Origin of the sequence: Flagellimonas sp. (genome assembly GCF_965601775.1) — a bacterium.
GTDB lineage: Bacteria > Bacteroidota > Bacteroidia > Flavobacteriales > Flavobacteriaceae > Flagellimonas.
This window is the reverse complement of the sequence record NZ_OZ271837.1, coordinates 1,965,356-1,988,274: the sequence shown is the minus strand read 5'-3', so window position 1 is coordinate 1,988,274 and position 22,919 is coordinate 1,965,356. Positions and strand designations below refer to the sequence as shown.

Here is a 22,919-nt window from a genome sequence, read left to right as displayed (position 1 = left end):
TTCTACTTTTTCTCCGCCCAATCAAGTATAGATTTCTTTACCAAGTCTTCTTGTGTCCAAACAATAAAGTGGTTTTCATTTTCTAAGGTAATGACCTTTAGGCTATCAACACTTGTAAAGCTTTTTTCCATAAAGGGAACATTGCTGTAAGGAACAAGCTTGTCTTTTTTGCCATGGATGATTAGGGTACGAGCTTTAAGTTTAGAAAGGTTGGGTTCCAACCCTATCAATTCTTTTTTTAACCACCAGAGTTCGTCATTAGAGGGTTTTAGGGCACCGGGCACCAAATATTTTAAAGGAATCCATGTTAAAGGTACTCGCCATTTTTCTGGTTTTTCAGCTTTAGGGTCCAAGGCGCCAGCTAAAATCACCAGGTTGTTGTAAATAGGTGCATCCAAAGCCATTTTTACAATCAGTGGGCCACCATAGGAATGACCAATCAGTGTTATGGGCTTTCCATTATCCATCTTTTGCAATACTTGATTCAACATGCTGGATTGTTCAGCCAAGGAAGCACTTCTCCTAAAATTGCTTTTTCCAAAACCGGGTCGGTCAGGTGCAATAATTCTAAATTTGGAAAGAAGTGTCGAATCTATCAAATAGGCTTTGTAAGCATCCCAACTCCCAGGAGAACCATGAATAAAAACCAGGGTAGGCGCGTCTGATTTTCCCGTTTGGATGTAGTGGATTTTGGTATCATCTATTTCAACCTTGTTCGAGATGTACTCTACCTTACTTTCTTTAAAAAAAGTAGCGGTTTTTTTTGTTGAAGTACGCATGGTCATACAGGAATTGGCAAATAACAGATATCCGAAAGTCAAAAATAACAGCACGTATCTCTTTTTTAGAAATCGTCTGTACCTTCTCTTTTTATTGTGCATACTGAAAAGATTTGGGAACCTTATCCTTGTGTTTCCAACGCTTGTGGGTCCAAAAGTAGTAAGCTGGTTCTTCGCGTATGGAAGCTTCTACTTTTTCCAAAAATGCTTTAGTCAAATCAAACTGGGCCTGTTCTTTGGGATTTTCCGAAAGTAGCTCAAAAGTGCCATGATAGTGACCTCGTGAAATTTTGGAAACCTTGAGATATACCGCCGGCAAATCCAGTTTTTGGCATAATTGTTCTGCCCCCGTGTGGACGGGAACGGTAATACCCATGAATTCAGTCCAAAGTTGTGCTTTTTGAGGCATGGGCGATTGGTCACTTAAAATTCCATACATACTTAACTCCCCATTTCTTTTATTGATAGCGACAACTTCACGGGTCTCCACAGTGGTAATCAATGTTGTTCCAAACTTTTGTCGGATATCCCGTACCAACTTATCAAAATAGGCATTCCCAATTTTTTGATAAATGGCATATCCCTTAGATGCGATATGAGCATCCAAAGCAATAACCCATTCCCAACTGGCATAATGGGGAAACATAAGCATGACACTTCTGTTCTTTTCCTCAAGCTTATGTAAAACATCCAAATTCGAAAAGGTAAATCGTTTTTGAAGTTGCTTGTTCGAGATACCCATGGTTTTTATCATTTCCAAAAACATATCACACATATGTTTATAGAACTTCTTTTCGATGTCCAGTCTTTCTTTTGGGTTTTTATCGGGGAAGACCAGCAATAGGTTTTGGCGAACCACTTTTTTCCGATAACCAATGACATAATATAAGAGAAAGAAGACCCCGTCAGATAGGATGTACAACAATCTAAAGGGAAGTCTGGAAACCAACCACAATAGGGGATAAGCTATGATAAAAATCAAAAATTGCATGTACGATTCTTATGGGCAAATATAGCTATATTTGAACCCAAACCTTATGCTATGTATAATTTACACATGGCTACAATTGCCATAATTGCTGCCAATGTTCTAGTATCCTTACGCGGATTTAGCGATTCTACTTTTTTTGAACGATATAAGTTTAGCATAGGGGGTGTGAAAGCAGGACAACGCGAAAGAACCATCACTTCCGGTTTTTTACATGTGGACATTTCCCACTTGTTTTTCAACATGTTTACGCTGTATTTCTTTGCGAATACAGTAATTTCTTGGTTTGGAGCCTTTAAATTTATCGTTATCTATTTGGGCAGTTTACTTGGTGGTAGCTTGTTGGCGCTTTTTTTTCATAAAGATGAGCCCTTTTATAGTGCAGTTGGGGCTAGTGGGGCGGTAACGGGTGTTTTGTATGCAGCAATTCTTTTGAATCCCAATATGCAACTAGGGATTATGTTTATCCCAATACCCTTACCAGCCTATGTTTTGGGAATTGCCTATTTATTATACTCCATATATGGGATGAAAAGCAGATTGGGAAATATTGGCCATAGTGCCCATTTTGGGGGAGCTATTGCGGGTTATGCAATAACCCTCTTGTTTAAACCTGAATTATTAGTTACGGAAACTTTCATCGTGATTTTGTTGGCAATTCCGATAATCATCCTCTTTGTTTTGGAAAAAACAGGTAAGATTTGATGCAAAAAAAATCCGGAGGTTATCCGGATTCGCATTATTTCTTATTGAAAAATATTAATTCAATAGCTCTGCTACCTTCTGTTCCAAGGCTGCACCTCTCAAGTTTTTGGCCACAATAATGCCATTTTCATCCAACAAAAATGCAGCAGGTATGGCGTTAATATTATAAAGTTGGGCAATTGGGTCCTGAAAACGCTTTAAATTGGAAATATGGTTCCACTCCAAACCATCAGCTTCGATAGCTTTATTCCAATCGTCAGCACGAGTATCCAATGAGACACCCACCACATTTAGTCCTTTGTCATGGTATTTTTTATACACAGATACGATATTGGGATTTTCCGCTCTGCACGGACGACACCATGCTGCCCAGAAATCCACTAAAGTAACCTTACCCTTGATATCGCTCAAAGCCAACATATTCCCTTGGGGAGTTGGGGCAGAGAACTCAGGGGCCACACTGCCGATATCCGTGTTCTGGAGTTTGTCAAGTTGTTCCTTTAAGTCTTTTCCCGGTTCCGAAGCTTTTATTTCTGGAGTAAGAGCATCATATATCTGCTGAATCTCTTCATTCGGTAGTATTTTGCTATAAAGTAAGTTGCCTAATATCAATGCGGAGATTAGGGCATTGGGATTCTCTTTGGCAAATTCGATATTGAAAGATCTTGAATGTTCCTGAAGTTCCAAATACTCTTCCCTAAGCGAAGTGACAGTTGCAGTATCTTGAGCTCTGGCAGCATTGTTCATATCACGCTGCATGGATCGAACACGTTCTCCAATTTTACGGGATTCGTCCAAAAACTTCATAAAAAGCTCATTTTGCTGTGTACCTTTGAGCTGGGCATAATTTAAACTATCCTTCTGGAATTTGATATCAATATCCCCGTTTTCCAAAAACAAGGGAATATTGCCTTTATTCGATTCTAAAAAGATATAGTACAGTTTCGGATTTTCCTGTTCACCCGTGAAGCTGAAAATACCATTTTCCACAGTCGTTGTATCAACATCTTGAAGCTTATTTAAGGAATCTGTGGTCTTTAGAAAAACGCGTGTACCATTCTCCAAATCGCCGCTTATCTTGGCATTGATGACAAAACCTTCTGGTTTTGAACTACATGAAGCGATGAAGGCTATTAGTAATACAATGGGGACAATTTTTCTCATTTGTAGTCATTTAAGCCGCTAAGGTATTCATAACTTATGGTATATGAAAACTCGTTTGCGCCAAGTCTTTCTTAAAATTGGTATCGAATTCCCAACGCAATGTCGAAGTCAAAACCGTTGTCAAATCCGTCATAACCTAGTAATCCTATTTCCGGGCGAAAATCCAAAGAGAGCAATAAGGGAATGTCAAAGTTATATTCAACTCCTAAGTCTCCAGCCGCAAAAACAAAAAGTCCATCATTATCCTCACCATCTGGAACAGGTTCAAACTCAACACTTCCCAAACCACCTCCAACACCATAGTACCAATTAAAGTTACCATCCAATTGATGTACCCATTGGTATACTCCTGTAAGTTTAAAGGCGTCAAAATCACGGCTATCCCGCCAACCTAGATTGAATTCTGCGCGGTTGTATCTTCCAATCGATTTTTGATACGATATTTCTGCTCCAAAACCATCACTGTCCCCTAGGCGTAACCCAATAGCGTGTTCAGAAATGCTCTGTGCTTGAATGCCAATCGTTACGAATAAAAAAAGTGCGGTAAATAATGTGGTAATCCTCATAAGTTTCTCGTTTAGTGTAAAAATTAAGATAGTTTTGTATCGCTATCAGCAATACAACTCACGAACTAGCCCAAAAATTGTTCCATATTGGAAAATTCTTTATTAAATCAGCTTGACAAAAACCTGGAAGGAGAGCTTTGGTCGGATACGCTAAATCGTTCTTTATATGCCACCGATGCCTCAGTTTACCGAAAATTGCCTCAAGCCGTAGCTTATCCAAAATCTGAACAGGATATCAAACTTTTGATTGATTTTGCCAATACCAATCAGGTAGGTCTTATTCCAAGAACGGCAGGAACTTCCCTTGCAGGACAATGTGTGGGTGATGGCATAGTAGTGGATGTAAGCAAACATTTCACCCAAATACTGCAGCTGGATGAAAAAAACAAAACGATACGGGTTCAACCTGGAGTGGTTAGGGACGAATTGAACCAATACTTGAAACCATTTGGTCTTTTTTTTGGCCCTAATACGTCCACCTCAAATCGCTGTATGATTGGAGGTATGGTGGGGAACAATTCTTCAGGAACTACTTCCATTCAATATGGAGTGACTCGGGATAACGTTTTGGAGTTGAAGTGTCTGCTTTCAGATGGTTCTGAAGTTGTTTTCAAGAATATTTCCAAGGATGTTGCTGAGGAAAAAAGACAAGAAGGTAATTTAGAAGGAAAAATCTATGACTTCCTCTTAAAGGAACTTTCAAATGATACCACCAAAAGGCGAATTCGGGATGAATTTCCAAAATCAGAAATTCACAGGCGAAATACAGGCTATGCTATTGATGAGTTGTTGAAAAGTGATGTTTTTGATGGGGATGAAAAAGGTCTAAACCTTTGCCGATTGCTTTCTGGAAGTGAAGGGACATTGGCATTTACTACTGAAATTACATTGCAATTGGATGATATTCCACCTTCCAAGGCGGCAATGGTATGTACACATTACGCGACATTGGAAGATTGTTTGGCCGATGTAGCTCCAGTGATGAAGCATAATCTGCACACCTGCGAGATGATGGACAAGGTTATTCTGGATTGTACCAAGAATAATCGTGCTCAATTGGAAAATCGCTTTTTTGTTGACGGAGACCCCGCGGCCATTTTAATGTTGGAAGTAAAAGCGAATACAGATTCTGAATTAGAGCAGCAGCTGAGATTACTTTTGGATACGATTAAAAAATCCGGGCTAAGCTATGCGAATCCAGTTTTGCAAGAATCGGATATCCAAAAGGCCGTAGAGTTGCGCAAAGCTGGACTAGGTCTGTTGGGCAATATGGTTGGAGACCGAAAAGCCGTTGCCTGTATTGAAGACACCGCTGTTGCCCTTGAAGATTTGAAGGACTTCATCGGCGAGTTCACCAAAATCATGGACAACTATGGGCAGGAAGCTGTCTATTACGCCCATGCTGGAGCGGGAGAACTTCACTTGCGCCCCATATTGAACTTAAAAAAAGCCGAAGATGTAAGCTTGTTCCGTTCCATTACCACAGAAGTGGCGCATCTTACCAAAAAATACAAGGGAAGCTTTAGTGGGGAACATGGAGATGGTATTGTCAGAGCTGAGTTTATTCCTTTGATGATAGGAGAAGAAAATTATGAACTACTTAAGCGTCTTAAAAAGGTATTCGACCCCAACTCGATATTTAATCCTGGAAAAATAGTGGATGCTTTTCCGATGGATGAATCCCTGCGTTATGAAATTGACAGGGTAGAGCCTGAGGTTAAGACACTATTTGATTTTTCAGACAGTGAGGGCATCCTGAAAGCTTCCGAAAAGTGTAATGGGAGTGGAGATTGTCGAAAAAGCCATACCATGAAAGGTGGTATGTGCCCAAGTTATCATGCCACAAAAAATGAAAAGGATACAACACGGGCAAGGGCAAATGCGTTGCGCGAATTTTTGACCCACTCCGACAATACCAATAGGTTCAATCACGAAGAGCTTAAAGATGTATTTGATTTATGTCTAAGTTGTAAGGCATGTGCAAGTGAATGCCCCAGTAATGTTGATATCGCAACTTTAAAAGCAGAGTTCCAATATCAGTATCAGGAATCCAACGGCTATGCTTTACGCAGCAAATTGTTTGCGTACAATACTGCCCTAAATAAGCTGGGAAGTAAACTCCCGCACCTAACCAATGCGGTCTATAGTTCCTCTCTTCTGAGCGGTATTCTAAAAAGATCTTTGGGTGTGGCCAAAGAGCGTAAGCTTCCAAATGTGCATAGGTTTGATTTCGAAAAGTACGTAAGAACGCAAAAAGTAGGTCAAACTTTAGCCAAACAGAAAGTAGTTCTTTATCTGGATGAGTTTACGCACTATTTGGATGTTGAAATCGGAAGGGATGCCATAGACCTATTGCTAGGATTAGGATATGATGTCGAACTCTTCTATGCGGAAAGTGGCCGTACTTTTATTTCCAAAGGTTTTTTGAAACAGGCTAAGCAACTTGCACAGACCAATTTGGAAAAAATGAAGGACATTTTGGAAGAAAATCTTCCCATCTTAGGGTTAGAACCTTCAGCAGTACTGACCTTTCGAGATGAATACAAAAGACTATGTCCAAAAAACAAAAATCTGGAAAGCTTAGCCCAAAACACCTATTTAATTGAAGAATTTCTCGCTACCGAGATAGCCAAAGGAAGCATCACTTCGGCTGAGTTTACCGAACAAAGCCAAGAGATAAAAATTCATAATCATTGTCATCAAAAAGCACTTTCCAATCAGAAAGTAACTTTTGATATCCTCAACTTGCCCAAAAACTATAAGGTTTCCATTATCCCATCCGGATGCTGTGGCATGGCCGGCTCATTTGGATATGAAAAAGAACATTATGAAACAAGTATGCAAGTAGGGGAACTTAAATTGTTCCCAGCGGTGCGCAAGGCTTCTGAGAACACTATTATTTCTGCCAATGGTACCAGTTGTAGACATCAAATAGCTGATGGGACAAACAAACAGGCGCTGCACCCCGTATCTATTTTAAAAGCTGCCTTAAAAACCTGACTATAGGGTCTCGTGGTCTTTTTTCTTTGTTTTGACTTCCTCGTCCTGAGGTAGAAGGTCGACATCCTCCGCATTGACCTCTTTTTCTGTTATTGATGCGATGAGTTCATTCATATCCATTTCCTTTAAGTCCTCATCAACAAAGAAAGGAGAAAGTTTATCGTGATTGTAATGATAAATGCGCCACCTTTTAAAAGAGTATTCCAAAGCAGTTAAATTTTCTACCCAGTCCCCTGAATTTAAATATAGTGTGCTACCATTTTTATTTTCAAACACTTCCTTTTTGGGCTGATGGATATGCCCACAAATCACATAATCATAATGATTTTCAATAGCTAGTTCTGCGGCAACGTTTTCAAAGTTATTGATATACTTGACGGCACTTTTTACACTGTTCTTAATACGTTTGGAAAGCGAGTATTTTTCTCGTCCCATTTTAAGAAGACACCAATTCACAAAACTATTTATAAGGATAAGCAGGTCATATCCGTAGCCTCCTAATTTAGCGAGCCACTTGGCATTTTGAATGGAAACATCGAACACATCGCCGTGGAAAATCCATGCTTTTTTTCCGTCCAGATTAAGCACAAGTTTATTGGCTATTTTAAAATTACCCATTGAAGTATCACTAAACTTACGGAGCATTTCGTCATGATTTCCAGTGATATAGTAAACTTCAGTGCCTTTGGAAGCCATTCCAATGAGCTTCTTTAGAACCTTAAGATGGGAAGCTGGAAAAAAACGCTTCTTAAATTGCCAGATATCAATAATATCCCCATTCAAAACTAATTTTTTGGGTTGAATGCTATTTAAGTAGGCGATAAGCTCATCAGCATGACATCCGTAAGTTCCTAGATGCACATCTGAAATTATGGCCAGTTCAATCTTCCTTTTTTTCAATCGTCACGGGTTTAAGTGCAAAATAAATGCGTAGGAATAAACTGAAAATCAATTTCGTTTCAATAATTTCTAAGCTTAGGGTTAAAAAAATATCAACAAACCTTCAGCCATGTTATTTAAAGATTAACTGGCACTCGTGTTTTTTTTAACGAATGCTAAAACCTAAATTTGGAGTTTACTTTAAAGTATGGCGGGAAATAGCTTTGGGGACTTATTTAGGTTGACAACATTTGGAGAGTCCCATGGACGGGCAATTGGAGGTATATTGGATGGTTGCCCGGCGGGGCTATCTCTGGATATGGAGCAAATTCAGTCTGAATTGGATAGAAGAAGGCCAGGTCAGTCCGCAATTGTAACCCAACGAAAGGAACCTGATACTGTGGAAATATATTCGGGTGTTTTTGAAGGAAAAACTACGGGGACGCCTATAGGATTTGTCATCCACAATGCCAATCAGAAATCAAAGGATTATTCCCACATAAAGGATTCCTACCGCCCATCCCATGCGGATTATGTGTATGACCAAAAATATGGGTTCCGGGATTATCGGGGTGGAGGTCGCAGTTCGGCACGGGAAACAGCTAGTAGAGTGGTAGCAGGAGCTATTGCCAAACAACTTTTATCTAATGTAAGGATTAATGCTTTCGTATCCCAAGTGGGAGAAATTAAGTTAAACCTTCCATATCAAGAGCTCGATTTTTCCAAAATTGAATCGAATCCGGTACGTTGCCCAGACCTTGGTACTGCCACAAAGATGGAAGAGTATATTAAAAAGATAAAGAAAGAAGGCGACACCATAGGTGGGGTTATTACCGGGGTAATCCAAAATGTACCAGTCGGTTTAGGCGAGCCGGTATTTGATAAATTACATGCTAGATTGGGTGCAGCCATGCTTTCCATAAATGCGGTGAAAGGTTTCGAATATGGAAGTGGTTTTGAGGGAGTTCTGATGAAAGGGAGTGAACATAATGACTCATACAATCCAGATGGCTCAACGAAGACCAATCGGAGTGGTGGTGTTCAAGGGGGTATCAGCAATGGAATGGACATTTATTTTAAAGTGGCCTTTAAACCAGTGGCTACCGTGCTTCAGTCCTATGAAACCATCAATAAAGAAGGTGAACCGGTCAAAACACAAGGAAAAGGACGCCATGACCCCTGCGTGGTGCCTAGAGCAGTTCCAATAGTGGAAGCAATGTCTGCTTTGGTATTGGCTGATTTTTGGCTAATGTCACGTACCAACAAAATATAGGGCCTTTCTTGGGTTCTCTTCTAAAATATTATCTTACCACACAAAATTACTCATATGCGTAAACTCGAACTCCATTGGCAAATCCTGATAGGCATGTTATTGGGAATCATCTTCGGATTCATTATGACAGGAATTTCATGGGGTCCAAGCTTTGTCTTCGATTGGATTCAACCTTTTGGGACAATTTTTGTGAAGTTGCTCAAGCTTATCGCCATCCCCTTGATATTGGCTTCTTTGATAAAGGGTATTTCTGATTTGAAGGATATTTCAAAGTTCAGGAATATTGGAGTGCGAACCATGCTTATCTACATTGGCACTACCGTTGTTGCAATTTCGATTGGGTTGATTCTGGTCAATATTTTAAAACCGGGAGACGGAATATCCGAAGATACCATAACCAAACTTTCAGAAACATATGCCAATGATTCCGGCGTAACTTCCAAATTAATGGAAGCCTCAAAACAAAAAGAGAGTGGACCCTTAAGTTTCATTGAGGACATGGTCCCTGATAATGCTTTTAAAGCATTTAGTGATAATGGTAAAATGCTGCAGGTAATTTTATTTACAATCATTTTTGCCATTTCCATGTTGCTTATTGGTGAAAAGAGAGCAAAACCATTAAAGGATTTTTTCGATTCCTTGAATGATGTGGTATTAAAGATGGTTGATTTGATAATGCTAATCGCGCCCTATGCCGTTTTTGCCCTTTTGGCGAGTGTTATGGTTTCTTCAAGTGACCCAGATTTATTGTTGGCATTATTAAAATACACCGGAGTAGTAGTACTTGGGTTGATTTTAATGATTGTCTTCTACTCCGTCATAGTCTCTATTTACACGAAGAAAAATGCTTTTTGGTTTTTAAAGCAAATGAGTCCCGCCCAGCTATTGGCATTTTCCACAAGTTCCAGCGCGGCCACTTTGCCCGTGACAATGGAGCGGGTAGAGGAACATATTGGCGTGGATAAGGAGGTTTCCAGCTTCGTCCTACCTGTGGGCGCTACGATTAACATGGATGGGACTAGTTTATACCAAGGCGTTGCCGCAGTTTTTATAATGCAGGTTTTATGGCCAGAAGGGTTGATTTTTTCCAATCAGTTAGCCATCATTTTGACGGCTTTGTTGGCCTCCATCGGTTCTGCGGCGGTCCCAGGTGCTGGGATGGTAATGTTGGTTATTGTATTGGAATCGATTGGCTTTCCTGCTGACCTGTATCCCGTTGCATTGGCATTGATTTTTGCGGTGGATAGACCTTTGGACATGTGCAGAACTGTAATTAATGTAACCGGTGATGCCACGGTATCCATGACCGTTGCCAAATCGGTAGGTAAGTTAGGCCAACCGGATGTTAAAGAATGGGATGACCATTATGAGGAGGTCAAATAAATACAAATTTTAGGCACCCATTGCGTAGTTAGCTTACATAGTGTAATTTAAGGCTATAATAAATCAGAAAGGACCATGAACATTTGCTTTTTAATGTATCCTTGGGATGAAATCCAACCCGAAAATGATACCAGCCTAGCTTTAATCCATGAATGTGTTAAACGCAACCATGGTGTAGCCTTATGCACCCCTGCGAATCTTACAATTCGGAACAGTGTGACCAGTGCATTCTGTACGGTTATTAATCGTATGGACAAGGTTTCCGGCAGTTTGAAAACCTTTTACAAGCAAGCTTCTATAAGAGAGGAAATGCTTCCGCTGGCAGGATTTGATGTCATATTTATGCGAGCTAATCCCCCTCTGGACCCATTGATGCTTAATTTTTTGGATTCGGTAAAAGATGATGTCTTTATTGTGAACTCCCTTCAAGGACTACGTGAGGCCAATAACAAATTGTACACTGCTGCTTTTGGAGATAGCCACAGCAATATTATCCCAGCAACGCACGTATCCAAAAATAAAAGATATTTGGTCCAACAAATCAAGGAAAGCGCGGCGGACAAAATGATTTTGAAACCTTTGAATGGATTTGGAGGTTCAGGAGTTATTTTGATTGAAAAATCGGCTATGTCGAACATTAATTCCCTATTGGACTTTTATGTAACCAACTCGGACGGAACCTCTAACTATGTGATTCTACAAGAATATATTGAGGGAGCCGACCAAGGAGATGTGCGGATACTTATATTAAATGGTGAACCCATCGGTGCCATGCGAAGGATTCCAGGAAGTGATGACCATCGTTCCAATGTTTCTGCTGGTGGTTCGGTAGCAAAACATAGCTTGAGCAAGCAAGAAAAAGCGCTCTGCAAGCAGATAGGGCCGAAACTGGTCAATGACGGCTTGTATTTTGTGGGTATTGATGTCATTGGTGGCAAATTGGTAGAGGTGAATGTGATGTCACCTGGAGGAATTACTTATATGAACAAAGTCTACAAGACCAAAATCCAATGTAAGGTCATCGACTTTATAGAAAGCAAGGTGGTAGATAAGTTACAAGCGTTTGATAGACGCTCCAGATTGCGCAACGAAGTGGAAAATGCATAGACTTACCGTTGAAGAAATTATAGAACTGATTCATGCTGGGGAATCTTTTGAAGCAGTTTCTACAGATTATTCCTTTACCCTTAAGATTGAGACCTATGTTCCTTTCATTTGTGGAGCGGTCCATGATGGGCATCAATTTAGGTCTTCCCTTTGGGAAAACTGTAAGCATTCCAATTATGAACGGTGGTATGAAGAAGACCCTTGCACCAAAGAAATGGTGCAAACATTTCCTATTGTGATTGCTGGTAGGGACAGTCGGTTTGAATATGACCTAAATCGCGAACCGGAAAGAGCGGTCTATGAGGATGCATGGGGCAAACAGCTTTGGAAAGAACCATTATCGGTTAAAGAAAAAGAGCTGAGCCTACAGAAACATGCTAACTTTTACCGTGTGGTTCATGCCCTTGCACAAAAACTGGAACAAGAATTCAAGAATGTGGTTGTGTTTGATATGCATAGCTATAATTGGAAACGTTGGGATAGGGAAGTACCGGTTTGGAATTTAGGCACAAGTAATATCGACCAAAATCGTTTTGGGGCATTGACTGAAAGTTGGAGTCGCAAATTGGGTTCCATGCAATTACCAAATGGCATAACCAATACGTCAAAAATCAACGATACCTTCCAGGGGAATGGTTATTTCCTGAAATACATTACCAGAAATTTTGACAATACCTTGGTACTGGCCACGGAAATCTCCAAAGTGTACTGTGATGAGCTCAGTGGTGTTGTCTACCCGGAGGTGGTAAAGTCCGTAGAGGAACAGTTAAAGAAATTAATACCAGAAATGGTAAAGGAATTTGAGGCAGCAGTTTCATGATAAAAACACAAGAGATAGAGCAACTGGAAAAGGAATACAGCAATGTGTTTGAGATTGATGCCAATCTTCACAGGCTAGTGCGGCGTATAGAGCTATTGAGTTATGTGAATCCATTGAACATAGAAAAAGAAAAGCAACAATTCTTTGCTACAAAATATAAGTCGAACCCTAACTTCAAGTACCCCAAACTTAAATTCGACCCCTACAAATTGCATCGTCTGTTTTTTTCACAGCGTTTGGAACGAATTGAGGATGAAAAAATTCGGAAGTTCTACCAAGATGTGATTTATTTCTATGCCAATATGATTCAATGTATTGAAACTATTGGTCGAGGGAAACATTTTTACTACAATTCGCTACGGGTATATGGCACCCCTACGGAAAAGGATGTCCAAAACGCACGCTTTATTCTACATTTTGCTGATGAACCCATGTCGGCAGATATGGAAAAGATTTATAGTCCAGAAGAAGCAAGGGCTTACTTTGAGGAATTTGCCAAGACTTACGATTTTCCCTTAAAGATTAAATACTCGCATCATATTGCTGCGGAAGCTATGGTAAGTAATACGGAGCAAGCACTTTTGATTAAAAAGAATGTCAAGTTCAGCAAGAATCAGTTGCTCACCTTAGGGAATCATGAAATTGGGGTTCATTTGGTGACCACGCATAATGGTTTGAAGCAACCACTTCGAATATTTTCCAATGGTTTTCCAAAAAATGTGGAGACTCAGGAAGGTTTGGCTGTGTTCAGTGAATACATGGGAGGTGCATTGACTCTAAAAAGACTTAAAGAGCTGTCTTATAGGGTTTTGGCAGCTGATAGTTTAATCAAAGGTTACACTTTTGCTGATACTTTTGATTTGATTCATGGGCAGTATAAACTAAACCGGGATGAAGCTTTTGGAATTACCCTACGCGCCCACAGAGGAGGTGGTTTTACTAAAGATCGTTTGTACCTCAGTGGTCTTCGGAAGATTTACAAGAAGTACCAAAAGGAAGAAAGTTTGGATACCTTGCTTATGGGAAAAGTATCTATCGAGGATGAGGAAATCATAAAATACTTTTTTGACCGCGGTTTGGCACAACCCATAACCCATAAAACACTTTCCTTCTCACAAAAACTGAACACAAATAAAACCTTGGATTTTATTTTAAATAACCTGAAGTAAGGGGATTGGGTTAAAAGAAAAAGGGCAGTATACGGTTAAGTTACTGCCCTTGTTTTTTATAAACTTCCTGAAGTAAGTATTTGGTCCAATACATACTGCATAGCCATTTTCCAATCGCTTTGCGAGCCACTATTTCCTGATGGGGATTTGAACGAACGCTCATTGGAAAATTTTGAAGAATAGGTTTCCGCACCGCCAGAACCGAATAAAATCAATTCTATTTCATAACGGATGCTATCGTCGGATTTAGCTTGTTCCTTCTGTACATCAAAGAAACCATTATCTTTTTTCGCCTCAGTTTTTTGATGGGTTTCGTTGATTTCGATTAACACCAAATATTCAGAACCCAATACACTTTGTAGTTTGCCAGCGCTTGTTTGGGCCAACTGCTGAAATCCGATTCCCGCATCTACCAATTTTCTTATGGTAAGTGCCATTTCTTGCACTTCAATCGGTAAGGACTGGTTTTGGCGAGCTAGATAATCTGTGGCAAATTGAGTAGCCTTACCTGAAATTTCCTTGCTGTATTGCCCATTCACCAAATAGGTCATTGGGGTTACTGCCAAACGATTGTTATTGGCACTTGCGGTAACCGAGTTTTCATCCGGACCCAAATATATTTCTTCCTTAGGGATTGTAGTTGTAGGGGTTTCTGCCTGGGGTGTAGGAACATTGGTCACTGCCTCTGCCGCAGAATCTGATGTGGACGCATTGCCAAAGTTCTGGGTTCTACCGCTGGAAAAAACAATCTTCTGTAGTTGATTGGAACCAATTTCGTTGACCAACGATTCTCCGGGGTAACTAAAACTGATTGTACTTGCTGTTACTTTTACCACTTTACCTTGTATGATTTCACCGGATGTGGTGAACAAAATGTCGTTAACGTTGCCCCTTTGGGCAAAAGCCACTAAAGAGAGTGACATAAATACGAGTAGCATTACCTTTTTCATATTCAATTTTGATTTTTGTTAGTAAACTTGTGAACGTCTTCTTCTTGAATGGGATAGCGGGGTGCGAAACCGTCAAAACATGAAAAACACTCATTCAAATTACCACAAAATCAATGCCAGCCTATGTTAAAGGCTCAAGAATACTCTTAATTTCCGTTAATTATTATCACAAAAATATCCCCATGGACCAAAGTGCCCATGGGGATAAGAAAATTATCTTTTCATAAAGAGATATAGCGGCCTTTGGGATATTTTACTTGGAACGAAAAACTTTCCTTTTGAGTGGCCTTGCTTTCTAATTTCATTTCCCAAGTCAACAGGCCTGTTTTTGCGTCGTGATTTGCGGTCATTGGATTGATATCACTTACCTTGATGTCCTTGTTTTGGGATATGGGAATCCGGTCCATTAGCTTAAGTTGTATGTCTACACTTTTGTTGTTTTTTACCTCGAGGTCATAGGTTCGATTCAAGATTCGATTACTTCCAGTAAAGGACTTGCTCTTGAAATTTCGTTGTTGTTTTCTGCTAATGGTGATATTCGGGTCAATACCCAGAGACAATACCAATTCTTTCTTAACGGTATACGGGTCTAAGGTAGTCTTGCCAGCATATCCACCCTCGTAGTATATGTTGGCCTCCCCAGGTAGTAATTGCAGTTTTTCCCAATCCTTCATGGTTGCCGTAAGAAATACATTCTCGTTGATGATAGGGGCAGCAAAATATTCATAGTCCGCCGGAAGCTTATAGGAATTGATTAGAATTGCCGTGATATCCCCATCCGAAACAATGGAATAGGGTTTTTTGATAATGAATTTGGTGTTGGTTAAATCATCCTTTATTAAATTTTGTCTTGTTGTGATTACAACAATACCGTTGGCCCCTCGACTCCCGTATATTGAAGTGGCTTCAACGCCATTGAGAACTTCCATACTCTGAATCTCGTTTTCATCAAGATCTCCCTCGGCAAATGACTTTGCGGGGACACCGTCAATTATATATAGTGGTGGTTGGATTTTGGGAACACTTGAGTAACCCCTTATTCTGACACCAGATGATGCTCCTGTTGTACCGTAGGCCGCAACTACAACTTCATCCAAAGCTTGGGCATCCTCTTCCATTTGAACGTTGATTACTGAAGAATAAATTGGAATTTCTTGTGATACTTGTCCAATATAGGAAATGACAATTTCCCTTCCTTGTCCCACATCCAATGAAAAATTTCCATCAAAATCTGTTTGGGTACCCTGCGTTGTTCCCTTAATGATAATACTTGCTCCTGGTAATGGCAATCCAGATTGGTCAACAACAGTCCCTACTATTTTTTTGACAGTTGGATTATATGGATATTCCTTTTTCTTGGTTGAAGAAAACCTGCTTTTTGAGCCCCTATTGGTGAAATTTAGGTATTGAGTGCCTAAACTAGGTTTGCTCACATTTAGGATTGGGTTCCCCGTTGAAAGGGTGATATTTACATTTTTCCAATCATTTCCAGTTTTCTGATATACATGTGCCTTGTATGCTAGGTTTATAGGAGCTCTTAACTTCTCAGATTTTATATCGTAATTCGGTATCCATCCGGCATCAGATACCATATATGAAATAGAAAGTTCTAGATTCATTGTTGCTGGAGCATCGAGGATTAGTCTTAACTCTCCTTGTTCGGTCTCATCAGCATTGTTTGTTTCCCGTATTTGCTTTCTTAGCTTATTTATTTCCAAGTTCGCCTCATTAATTCTTAGATTGGTTTCAAAGATTTCGTTTTTAATGGCTGTAGTTCGTTCGCGATAATAAGTGCCTATCTCCTTTATTGTATTCAAATTCAGTGCTTGTGTTTCAGAACTGATAGCCCTGTTGCTTGTAATTATTTTTTCTTCTTCTTCGAGACCGATTATGCGGTTTTTATAAAGTGCGATATCATGCTGTAGTTTTACTATTTGGTCCTCCCAAATTCTTACCTGTGGATTACCTTCAAGTTCGCTCAGATAATTAAGATCATAGGACATGGATAGGATAGAGGTAGAATGTAATCCTGAAATTTGTAAGCTGCTTTCGTCTACTTTAGGTGACAATCCCATAAATATCAATTCATTTTTACCCGCTTTTAGCTGGCACTTCGCTGTTCTGGTGATTTGTGCCCCACTTAAATACACAGTGACCTCTTTAATTTTTGAGGGAATTTCTCGCTCATTGGCAAAAACAATAAAGGGAATGGCTAAAAAGAGAACTATTAGATTTTTCATAAGGGTTGGATTTAGAATTACAATCCAAACCTATGAAAGAACAAAACCTCGCAAAACCAAGAATGAAGGAACACCTTCTTTTGGTTAGTCAAATAAAGATATGATTGAGTTAACCCAAAAACTTAGCTTGTAACTCAGGCGTGGGAATCATACATTGGTCTTTACGACCAAACCAGCGATATCGATTTTTGGCTACAAAATCGTAAATGCCATCCCGTATTGGTCGTGGAATCCATGTAAAGATGGCCAGGGCTTTCCAAATCCCACCAAAATCCTGTCCAATGCGTAATGCGGCGTCTGACTTCGTGAAATAGGCTACCCCGGGTTCAATAAGAATTATGGAATCTACCTTGGACGTGTCAATGCCCCGTTCATGGATAAGTTGTTTCCCAATCTCACTTTGCAGTGCTGCGTAACGAAATATATCGGTCTTATCTCGCTTTATGACAAACTGTATTGCTCCGTTGCAAAGGTTGCATACCCCGTCAAATAATATGAGTTTTTTATCCTTTTCCACCATGCAAAGATACGACTCATGCGGCATTCATTCAATTTCCGTACGAATTGATGAATATAGTTTTCATTAGGTGTTCTACGGGAGATACTTCAGTTCATGTAAGCATTAATTGGTTTCAGCTATTTCAGGATTTCGAATCATAAACCAGCCTATCCAAATAAACCAAACAATCTGACTGAGCCCAAAAACCGCTTTAAAAAGGTCTAGGGGGTACACTGTCAAAATCCCGGCAAGACCTACTATCATGCCTAAGTAGTTGAGTGCTTTAGGAAAAATCTTGTATTTCCAGGAACCCAAACTTAACAAAAGCACCCACAACCCTCCGACGATTTCATTTCCTCCGCCTAGACCTTCAGTAACAATACTAATACTGGACCAAATCTGCATGGCTTTTTCGGGAGAATTCGCACCCATTTGGACCACACTATCCAAGCCTATGTTCGCTATCATTCCACTTGCAATCACTAATCCGACCCAGAGGTATCCAAATATTGATGATAGTCTCGAAATATTAGGAGCGAATTTTCTTTGCCTTTTATAAATGGCAAGTACCAATGCAGTTAGCAAGATGCCAAATAACACATAGCTCGTGAAATTCAACAAGGACAGGATGCTATAGTTTTCAGCAAGGAAGTTGTACCTCTCAGTCGGGCTGGCATCTGTATTGGGAAATTCTAAAATACCTCCGTAAACAATGAAGGCAAAGATGTAAATGATAGCTTCTAGAATTGCAGATAAGCCACCTATTTTTTGCAAGTTTATATTGGTCATCGGACTGATTTTTAAAGAGGACGATTGTAGGCAAGATGTGTTACCCAAACTTTAGCAAACGGGAGGAAAACTTATATCCAAATAGTAATATTTATATTTTGGTTAAGTTCTATCTGGGTTCTTTTTCGGATTTCTGCTTTGATGGGCAGAATGTAGGAATCCATTTTAGTATCAAACCAAATTGCGGATTCCCAGCGTGTTTCACCAATCATGGCTGTTGCTTTCATTCGGCCCCAACCTTCTTCTTGCCACCGTAGATTTTGACGTATTTCCTTTGATATGTCTTTTGGGAGGGAAACAAAATACCAGCCTCCTGGGGCATTATGTCTCCACATATGGGTAGTAAATTGATATTGTATTTTTCCCATGAAATCAAACTCTTTTTGTTGAAAAGCAATAGTATAGTTCCCGGTACCACAACCAATGTCCAAATACCTTCCATTTTGAGAGGGTTGTAAATAATGAAGCAGCTGTTGGGTCAGATAGGGGTCTGCTTTACGTGTCCGTTTGTAGTTGACTCCTATTTTGTCATATTTTAAAGACATCTTTTTTATTGGGAATTGATAAAAGTATCCTCAAAATACTTGGTCCATTTTCCGTCGATGAATTGTTCTCCGTATTCCTGAAAACCACCATCCGAGGTGCTACGGAAAATAAATCGTCTGGTATCGTTACTGTTTACAATGAGCTGTCCGTTTTTGAACTCAGCAGGGTACCTATTGACTCCTCTTTTGGAAAATGGGTAATAATAGTAGGTGCTGTCTTTTTCGTCATAATAAATTATGGTATGCAATTGGAGCATCTCGGTGTTCAGCTCAATAACCAAGATATTCTTGTCCAGGTCATAAGAGATTTTCTCATATGCCGAACCTTCTTGGGTGACCACTCCATTTTCATAGATTTTTGAGGTTCCAATCCATTCCCCAATCATAAAGTTGAGCAATTGCATCTTTTCCTTTTTTTCATTTTGGCTAAATGCTGTGAGGGTTAGCAGGAAAAATGTAAGGAGATGGTAGTTTCTTATAAACATGATCTAGTATAAATAAGTTGGTATAATATTAAGCCTATGGTTTATAGCAATATACTTTTTGGGTATGTCAAATTAATCGCTTAAGAACTCAATGGAATAATTAGAATACCAGAATTCGGCACGGAGAAAAACCTTGTTACCATCAGCATCGCATCGATAACTTTTTCGGTGCTCGGGAAACGTAAGTCCTTTTTCAGTGATCATGGACAGGTTCTCAATGAGCGCGTGGGTAGGGGCATGGTACACCATCGAGCCCACAAAAGCTCCCGTATTTTTGTCGAAATGGTACCACCACTCATCTTGGGTAGAATGGTTTTTGTGTTGCTCTGGAGCGTAGGTGGCGTTCACCGCATGTACGGTATCTATGGCATTGAAAGACTTTAACCCATCGTAGGAGAGGGTTGTACCCGTATCCAACAACTTAAATGGCATCCCCAGCACATAGGTTGCACTGTTCACGGTGGCTTTTACACCAGTGCCCTGGTCAACCAAGCTATCATTTTTGAATTTTTGTGAAACGGAATCGTTATGTACAATTAAAAAGCTATCCTTATCGACTACCCATGAAATTCGTACACTTTTATTGGGACGATATATATAGTGGTGTCGTTGGGTGACATCCGACTCAACCTCCCCATTTTCAAGAAGCAGTCTTGATTTTTTAGTGTACTCCAGAGAGGCGATGTTTTTCCATTTTTCCATGGTCCCGGCCATCTCAATTCCTTTTTCCACAACTTGAAGGGCGGTAGGTTCTTCAGGGATAGCTTTTTCCGCGGACCTTTTGCATGAGACCATGAGAAAAGTACAGATACAGAGAATACGTAGTGGCTGGGTTGTTTTTTTCATAAACATCATGCTGAATTAAGGGCAATTTACCCTGGAAAATCCCCGATAAAGGCTAAAGATAAATGATTGTAGGAAATATTTTAGTTGAAAAACTATTCATAAGCCTTTGCTATTCATGGCTATATTTCTTTTCCCATAGCAATAAACTCAAAATTTTCCTTTCCAATTTGAAATTCGTGATTTCCTAGTTTTTCAAATCCATTTTTTTGGTAAAAACGTATTGCTCGTTCATTGCTATGCAATACGGAAAGCCAAATTTTCTCGAATTTCATTTCCTTTGCTTTCTTCAACAGTAGATTTTGTAATTCAAATCCAATTTTCATTGACAAAAAATCCTTTAAGACGTAGATTTTTTGAAGTTGGCAGGTATTTTTCGATTCAATAAATTCTGATTTGGAATTTAATTTGAGTTTTGCATACCCAACAGGCAATCGGTCCACAAAAGCTATCCAGAAAACATTGTTTTGTTTCCCAATACCGTTTGCGATTTTTTCAACCGAAAATGTTGCGTCGCAATACTTCAATACATCTTTTTTATCCCTAAAAAGATGCCCAAAAGTTTCAGTAAAAGTAACTCGTCCAAGAAGAGCAATAAATTGAGCATCTTCTGTATTCGCTATTCTAATTTCTATATTGTTCATTTATGCAAGGGATTCTGTCCAGTATTCGAGCCAACTTTTAAATGGAATCGAAATACCTTTATACCACAATTGTGGAATAAAATCGAGGTATTCTGCGCATTATTGGTGTTTCAATTTTATGTAGTTAAAATTGGAAAAGGTATTAATCTAAAGATTGCCACAAAACCTTACTTATCATCCATTTATCATCATATTTTGCCATGAGCAAGTAGTCAATTCCCCAATACAGTGTCAATTTCACACAGGCAATTTTATCCTGTGCATCCATAATTTCAATTTTTTGCACGGCATCTTTGGGAGCTGCCCATTTTGGATTATTTGCCACATCAGTAGCAAAACCAATGGCCTTGTCATACGACATAATATGCTCTTTAGACCCGTTACTTTTACTTCCGTATCCTAGTTTTGACAAATTTGGATGAATACTTCTTTTAATTTTGGCGGTATCTCCTTCATAAAAGCCTTCAATGTAGTCCAAAGCAGCTCTTTCTATTTTTTCTCTATCCTGGCTATATGAATTACTGGTAAAACAAAATAGGAATAGAAAAATCAAAACTATTTTCTTCATTACGTATTTTATTTAGAGTTAGTTACGAACAACAGTTTGGTTATGGTTTCTATCCGAAGCTAGGATAAAATAGTAATCGATTAAACCTGCCCTTAAGGTATAGAATTGTTGCATAAGTCCTTAAACCGCAAGATGCAATCTTGCGGGAGCGGGGGTACAAGTGTCATTATATTAGGTTTTTTTACTCACGTTCATCTCGAACGACTTCTCTTGCTTTCTTTACAATTTCTTGGTAATCTGTTTGAAAAGGTTCACTTAGTTCCTTTTCCAAAATACACTCTATATCCCAAAGGACCCTTTGTTCCTCTTGGTCCTCAAATCGGCTCAAATTCTCATTCTCATTAAATCTACCTAGAAATTCGAAAAGGACGATTGCTTCTTCTTTCGTCAATTCAATATTCACTTTTTCGTCTGACATTTTATAATTCTGTTTCTTTCCTTTTCCGCATGTATCGCAACAGACTTCGTTATGAATGTGTTGTGATGGTCACACAAATTAAAGAATTGTTGGATAAGTCCTTAAACCGTAATATGAAATCTTGCGGGAGCGGGGGAGAACAAGCAATTATTTATAGCCATCGTTGTAAGCAGTTTTTCTACATTTTAATTCTTCTAGCTACGCTTCTCACTCTTTCCATTAATTCTTCATGTGTCATTGAATCTTCATCTTTTTCTTGGTTCTCAATAAGTCTTCTAATTAGGAATAATCTTCTCATATTAGTCTTTCGCCATTTTACGAGGTCATCATAAAATTTAGGATTGATTTCAAAATTTTCAGAATCACCAATCAGAATATTATTCTTAAATAAATCTTCAATAGCGTTTTCCCACCCTTGCGCAATATATCTTCTTTTAGAATGTTTTTCTAGCATTTCAACATTCGTTGATTTACTACTTATTATGGAGTCAATCAATATAAAATAAGCTGGATAATTTCGATACTCGATAAGTTTATCTTTTAAGTCTACATCTATTTTAAATTCAGAAATAAACTCCCTTATATTTTCGTCAGTTGAGTCTTTTAATTGGTCTTTTATTTTCTTTATCTCTTCCTCTAATTTGGGATTATCAAATTTCAATTCGCCTAATTGTTTTTCAATAGTTTCATTTATTCTTTTTTCTAAACTACCAATACTTTCAATTATTCCATCTTTGTCTTTTTCTCCAGAATTTATTTTACCATAAAGAGATTGAACAAAGGTTTTATCATCTTTAAAGTCACTTGGTGAATACATTACTTTAGTATTATAATTTAATGTAATGAAAAATAATGCCACTAATAGCGTTGGAAAACCCATTACAAACCAAATAAAAATACCATGAAGACTTGGGTCGACAAGACCAATTGCTATTGTAGCATTTACTTCTGCTAATGCCGCAAAAATTGCAATAATAGTCAAAGGGTTATTTATTCTTTTAATTTTTTCAGTCATGTTTTCTCAAATTGCTTACAGCTCGTTTATATCCCCAAGGTATCATTTTTAATAATTATCCTTTGTACTTGTGGGTGAATTCTTCATGGT

The 22,919-nt window shown here is 39.0% G+C and carries 23 protein-coding genes; 7 read left to right on the top strand and 16 right to left on the bottom strand.

The genetic code is table 11. From position 1 onward, the window contains the following. Window positions 1-2: 2 nt before the first annotated feature. Together ACSLUF_RS09185 and ACSLUF_RS09180 are read right to left on the bottom strand one after the other, a co-directional pair. Entirely contained in the window at window positions 3-881 is an 879-nt protein-coding gene (locus ACSLUF_RS09185) for an alpha/beta fold hydrolase (RefSeq protein WP_435622483.1), read from the bottom strand. Next, window positions 871-1,770 carry a lysophospholipid acyltransferase family protein gene (locus ACSLUF_RS09180; protein WP_435622482.1) on the bottom strand — a complete coding sequence of 300 codons (900 nt, stop codon included), beginning with the start codon at window positions 1,768-1,770 and terminating at the stop codon, window positions 871-873. Before ACSLUF_RS09180 ends, ACSLUF_RS09185 begins: the two co-directional genes overlap by 11 nt. Before the next feature lie 51 nt (window positions 1,771-1,821). Here ACSLUF_RS09180 and ACSLUF_RS09175 point away from each other — a divergent pair, with 51 nt between their 5' ends. Further along, window positions 1,822-2,472, top strand: a complete 651-nt coding sequence (locus ACSLUF_RS09175) for a rhomboid family intramembrane serine protease (protein ID WP_435622481.1) — start codon at window positions 1,822-1,824, stop codon at window positions 2,470-2,472. 54 nt (window positions 2,473-2,526) lie between these two features. Here ACSLUF_RS09175 and ACSLUF_RS09170 read toward each other — a convergent pair whose 3' ends face one another. Next, window positions 2,527-3,636 (bottom strand): redoxin domain-containing protein, encoded by a 1,110-nt coding sequence (locus tag ACSLUF_RS09170; RefSeq protein ID WP_435622480.1) that lies wholly within the window; start codon window positions 3,634-3,636, stop codon window positions 2,527-2,529. Between the two features lie 71 nt (window positions 3,637-3,707). Then, complete coding sequence (locus ACSLUF_RS09165; protein WP_435622479.1) at window positions 3,708-4,202, bottom strand: hypothetical protein; 495 nt, start codon at window positions 4,200-4,202, stop codon at window positions 3,708-3,710. Between the two features lie 87 nt (window positions 4,203-4,289). On the opposite strand from ACSLUF_RS09165, the gene ACSLUF_RS09160 reads away from it, so the two are divergent. Further along, the gene (locus tag ACSLUF_RS09160; RefSeq protein ID WP_435622478.1) at window positions 4,290-7,202 is read left to right on the top strand and encodes an FAD-binding and (Fe-S)-binding domain-containing protein; all 2,913 of its coding nucleotides are present in this window, start codon (window positions 4,290-4,292) and stop codon (window positions 7,200-7,202) included. Here ACSLUF_RS09160 and ACSLUF_RS09155 read toward each other — a convergent pair whose 3' ends face one another. Continuing rightward, on the bottom strand, window positions 7,203-8,102 hold the full coding sequence (locus ACSLUF_RS09155) for a UDP-2,3-diacylglucosamine diphosphatase (RefSeq protein ID WP_435622477.1): 900 nt from the start codon (window positions 8,100-8,102) through the stop codon (window positions 7,203-7,205). Window positions 8,103-8,289: 187 nt separating this feature from the next. On the opposite strand from ACSLUF_RS09155, the gene aroC reads away from it, so the two are divergent. The 5 genes from aroC to ACSLUF_RS09130 all read left to right on the top strand — a co-directional run bounded on the left by aroC (window position 8,290) and on the right by ACSLUF_RS09130 (window position 13,833). Continuing rightward, window positions 8,290-9,354 carry a chorismate synthase gene (aroC, locus tag ACSLUF_RS09150; RefSeq protein ID WP_435622476.1) on the top strand — a complete coding sequence of 355 codons (1,065 nt, stop codon included), beginning with the start codon at window positions 8,290-8,292 and terminating at the stop codon, window positions 9,352-9,354. A gap of 54 nt (window positions 9,355-9,408) precedes the next feature. Further along, complete coding sequence (locus ACSLUF_RS09145; protein ID WP_435622475.1) at window positions 9,409-10,737, top strand: dicarboxylate/amino acid:cation symporter; 1,329 nt, start codon at window positions 9,409-9,411, stop codon at window positions 10,735-10,737. Between the two features lie 75 nt (window positions 10,738-10,812). Continuing rightward, window positions 10,813-11,844: a glutathione synthase gene (gene gshB, locus ACSLUF_RS09140; protein ID WP_435622474.1), complete on the top strand. Its 1,032-nt coding sequence runs from the start codon at window positions 10,813-10,815 to the stop codon at window positions 11,842-11,844. Beyond that, the gene (locus ACSLUF_RS09135; RefSeq protein ID WP_435622473.1) at window positions 11,837-12,664 is read left to right on the top strand and encodes an N-formylglutamate amidohydrolase; all 828 of its coding nucleotides are present in this window, start codon (window positions 11,837-11,839) and stop codon (window positions 12,662-12,664) included. The genes gshB and ACSLUF_RS09135 overlap by 8 nt, the downstream gene beginning before the upstream one ends. Next, window positions 12,661-13,833, top strand: a complete 1,173-nt coding sequence (locus tag ACSLUF_RS09130) for a flavohemoglobin expression-modulating QEGLA motif protein (RefSeq protein ID WP_435622472.1) — start codon at window positions 12,661-12,663, stop codon at window positions 13,831-13,833. The genes ACSLUF_RS09135 and ACSLUF_RS09130 overlap by 4 nt, the downstream gene beginning before the upstream one ends. 56 nt (window positions 13,834-13,889) lie before the next feature. Here ACSLUF_RS09130 and ACSLUF_RS09125 read toward each other — a convergent pair whose 3' ends face one another. The 11 genes from ACSLUF_RS09125 to ACSLUF_RS09075 all read right to left on the bottom strand — a co-directional run bounded on the left by ACSLUF_RS09125 (window position 13,890) and on the right by ACSLUF_RS09075 (window position 22,829). After that, window positions 13,890-14,783 (bottom strand): hypothetical protein, encoded by an 894-nt coding sequence (locus tag ACSLUF_RS09125; RefSeq protein WP_435622471.1) that lies wholly within the window; start codon window positions 14,781-14,783, stop codon window positions 13,890-13,892. A 221-nt stretch (window positions 14,784-15,004) separates the two neighbouring features. Next, a complete protein-coding gene (locus tag ACSLUF_RS09120) occupies window positions 15,005-17,023 on the bottom strand; it encodes a mucoidy inhibitor MuiA family protein (protein WP_435622470.1) in 2,019 nt (672 codons plus the stop codon). A gap of 109 nt (window positions 17,024-17,132) precedes the next feature. Beyond that, complete coding sequence (locus ACSLUF_RS09115) at window positions 17,133-17,567, bottom strand: thiol-disulfide oxidoreductase DCC family protein (RefSeq protein WP_435622469.1); 435 nt, start codon at window positions 17,565-17,567, stop codon at window positions 17,133-17,135. Window positions 17,568-17,645: 78 nt separating this feature from the next. Then, window positions 17,646-18,311 (bottom strand): DUF4386 family protein, encoded by a 666-nt coding sequence (locus ACSLUF_RS09110; protein WP_435622468.1) that lies wholly within the window; start codon window positions 18,309-18,311, stop codon window positions 17,646-17,648. A gap of 71 nt (window positions 18,312-18,382) precedes the next feature. Beyond that, window positions 18,383-18,856: a DUF1905 domain-containing protein gene (locus ACSLUF_RS09105; RefSeq protein WP_435622467.1), complete on the bottom strand. Its 474-nt coding sequence runs from the start codon at window positions 18,854-18,856 to the stop codon at window positions 18,383-18,385. Between the two features lie 5 nt (window positions 18,857-18,861). Continuing rightward, a complete protein-coding gene (locus ACSLUF_RS09100) occupies window positions 18,862-19,260 on the bottom strand; it encodes a hypothetical protein (RefSeq protein WP_435622466.1) in 399 nt (132 codons plus the stop codon). Window positions 19,261-19,413: 153 nt separating this feature from the next. Then, window positions 19,414-20,187, bottom strand: coding sequence for a hypothetical protein (locus tag ACSLUF_RS09095; protein ID WP_435625802.1), 774 nt, complete (start codon window positions 20,185-20,187; stop codon window positions 19,414-19,416). Window positions 20,188-20,306: 119 nt separating this feature from the next. Next, window positions 20,307-20,828, bottom strand: a complete 522-nt coding sequence (locus ACSLUF_RS09090; protein ID WP_435625801.1) for a GNAT family N-acetyltransferase — start codon at window positions 20,826-20,828, stop codon at window positions 20,307-20,309. Window positions 20,829-20,970: 142 nt separating this feature from the next. After that, window positions 20,971-21,396 (bottom strand): nuclear transport factor 2 family protein, encoded by a 426-nt coding sequence (locus tag ACSLUF_RS09085; RefSeq protein ID WP_435625800.1) that lies wholly within the window; start codon window positions 21,394-21,396, stop codon window positions 20,971-20,973. A gap of 181 nt (window positions 21,397-21,577) precedes the next feature. Next, the gene (locus ACSLUF_RS09080; RefSeq protein ID WP_435625799.1) at window positions 21,578-21,814 is read right to left on the bottom strand and encodes a hypothetical protein; all 237 of its coding nucleotides are present in this window, start codon (window positions 21,812-21,814) and stop codon (window positions 21,578-21,580) included. Window positions 21,815-21,992: 178 nt separating this feature from the next. Beyond that, a complete protein-coding gene (locus tag ACSLUF_RS09075; protein WP_435625798.1) occupies window positions 21,993-22,829 on the bottom strand; it encodes a hypothetical protein in 837 nt (278 codons plus the stop codon). Window positions 22,830-22,919: the final 90 nt, after the last annotated feature.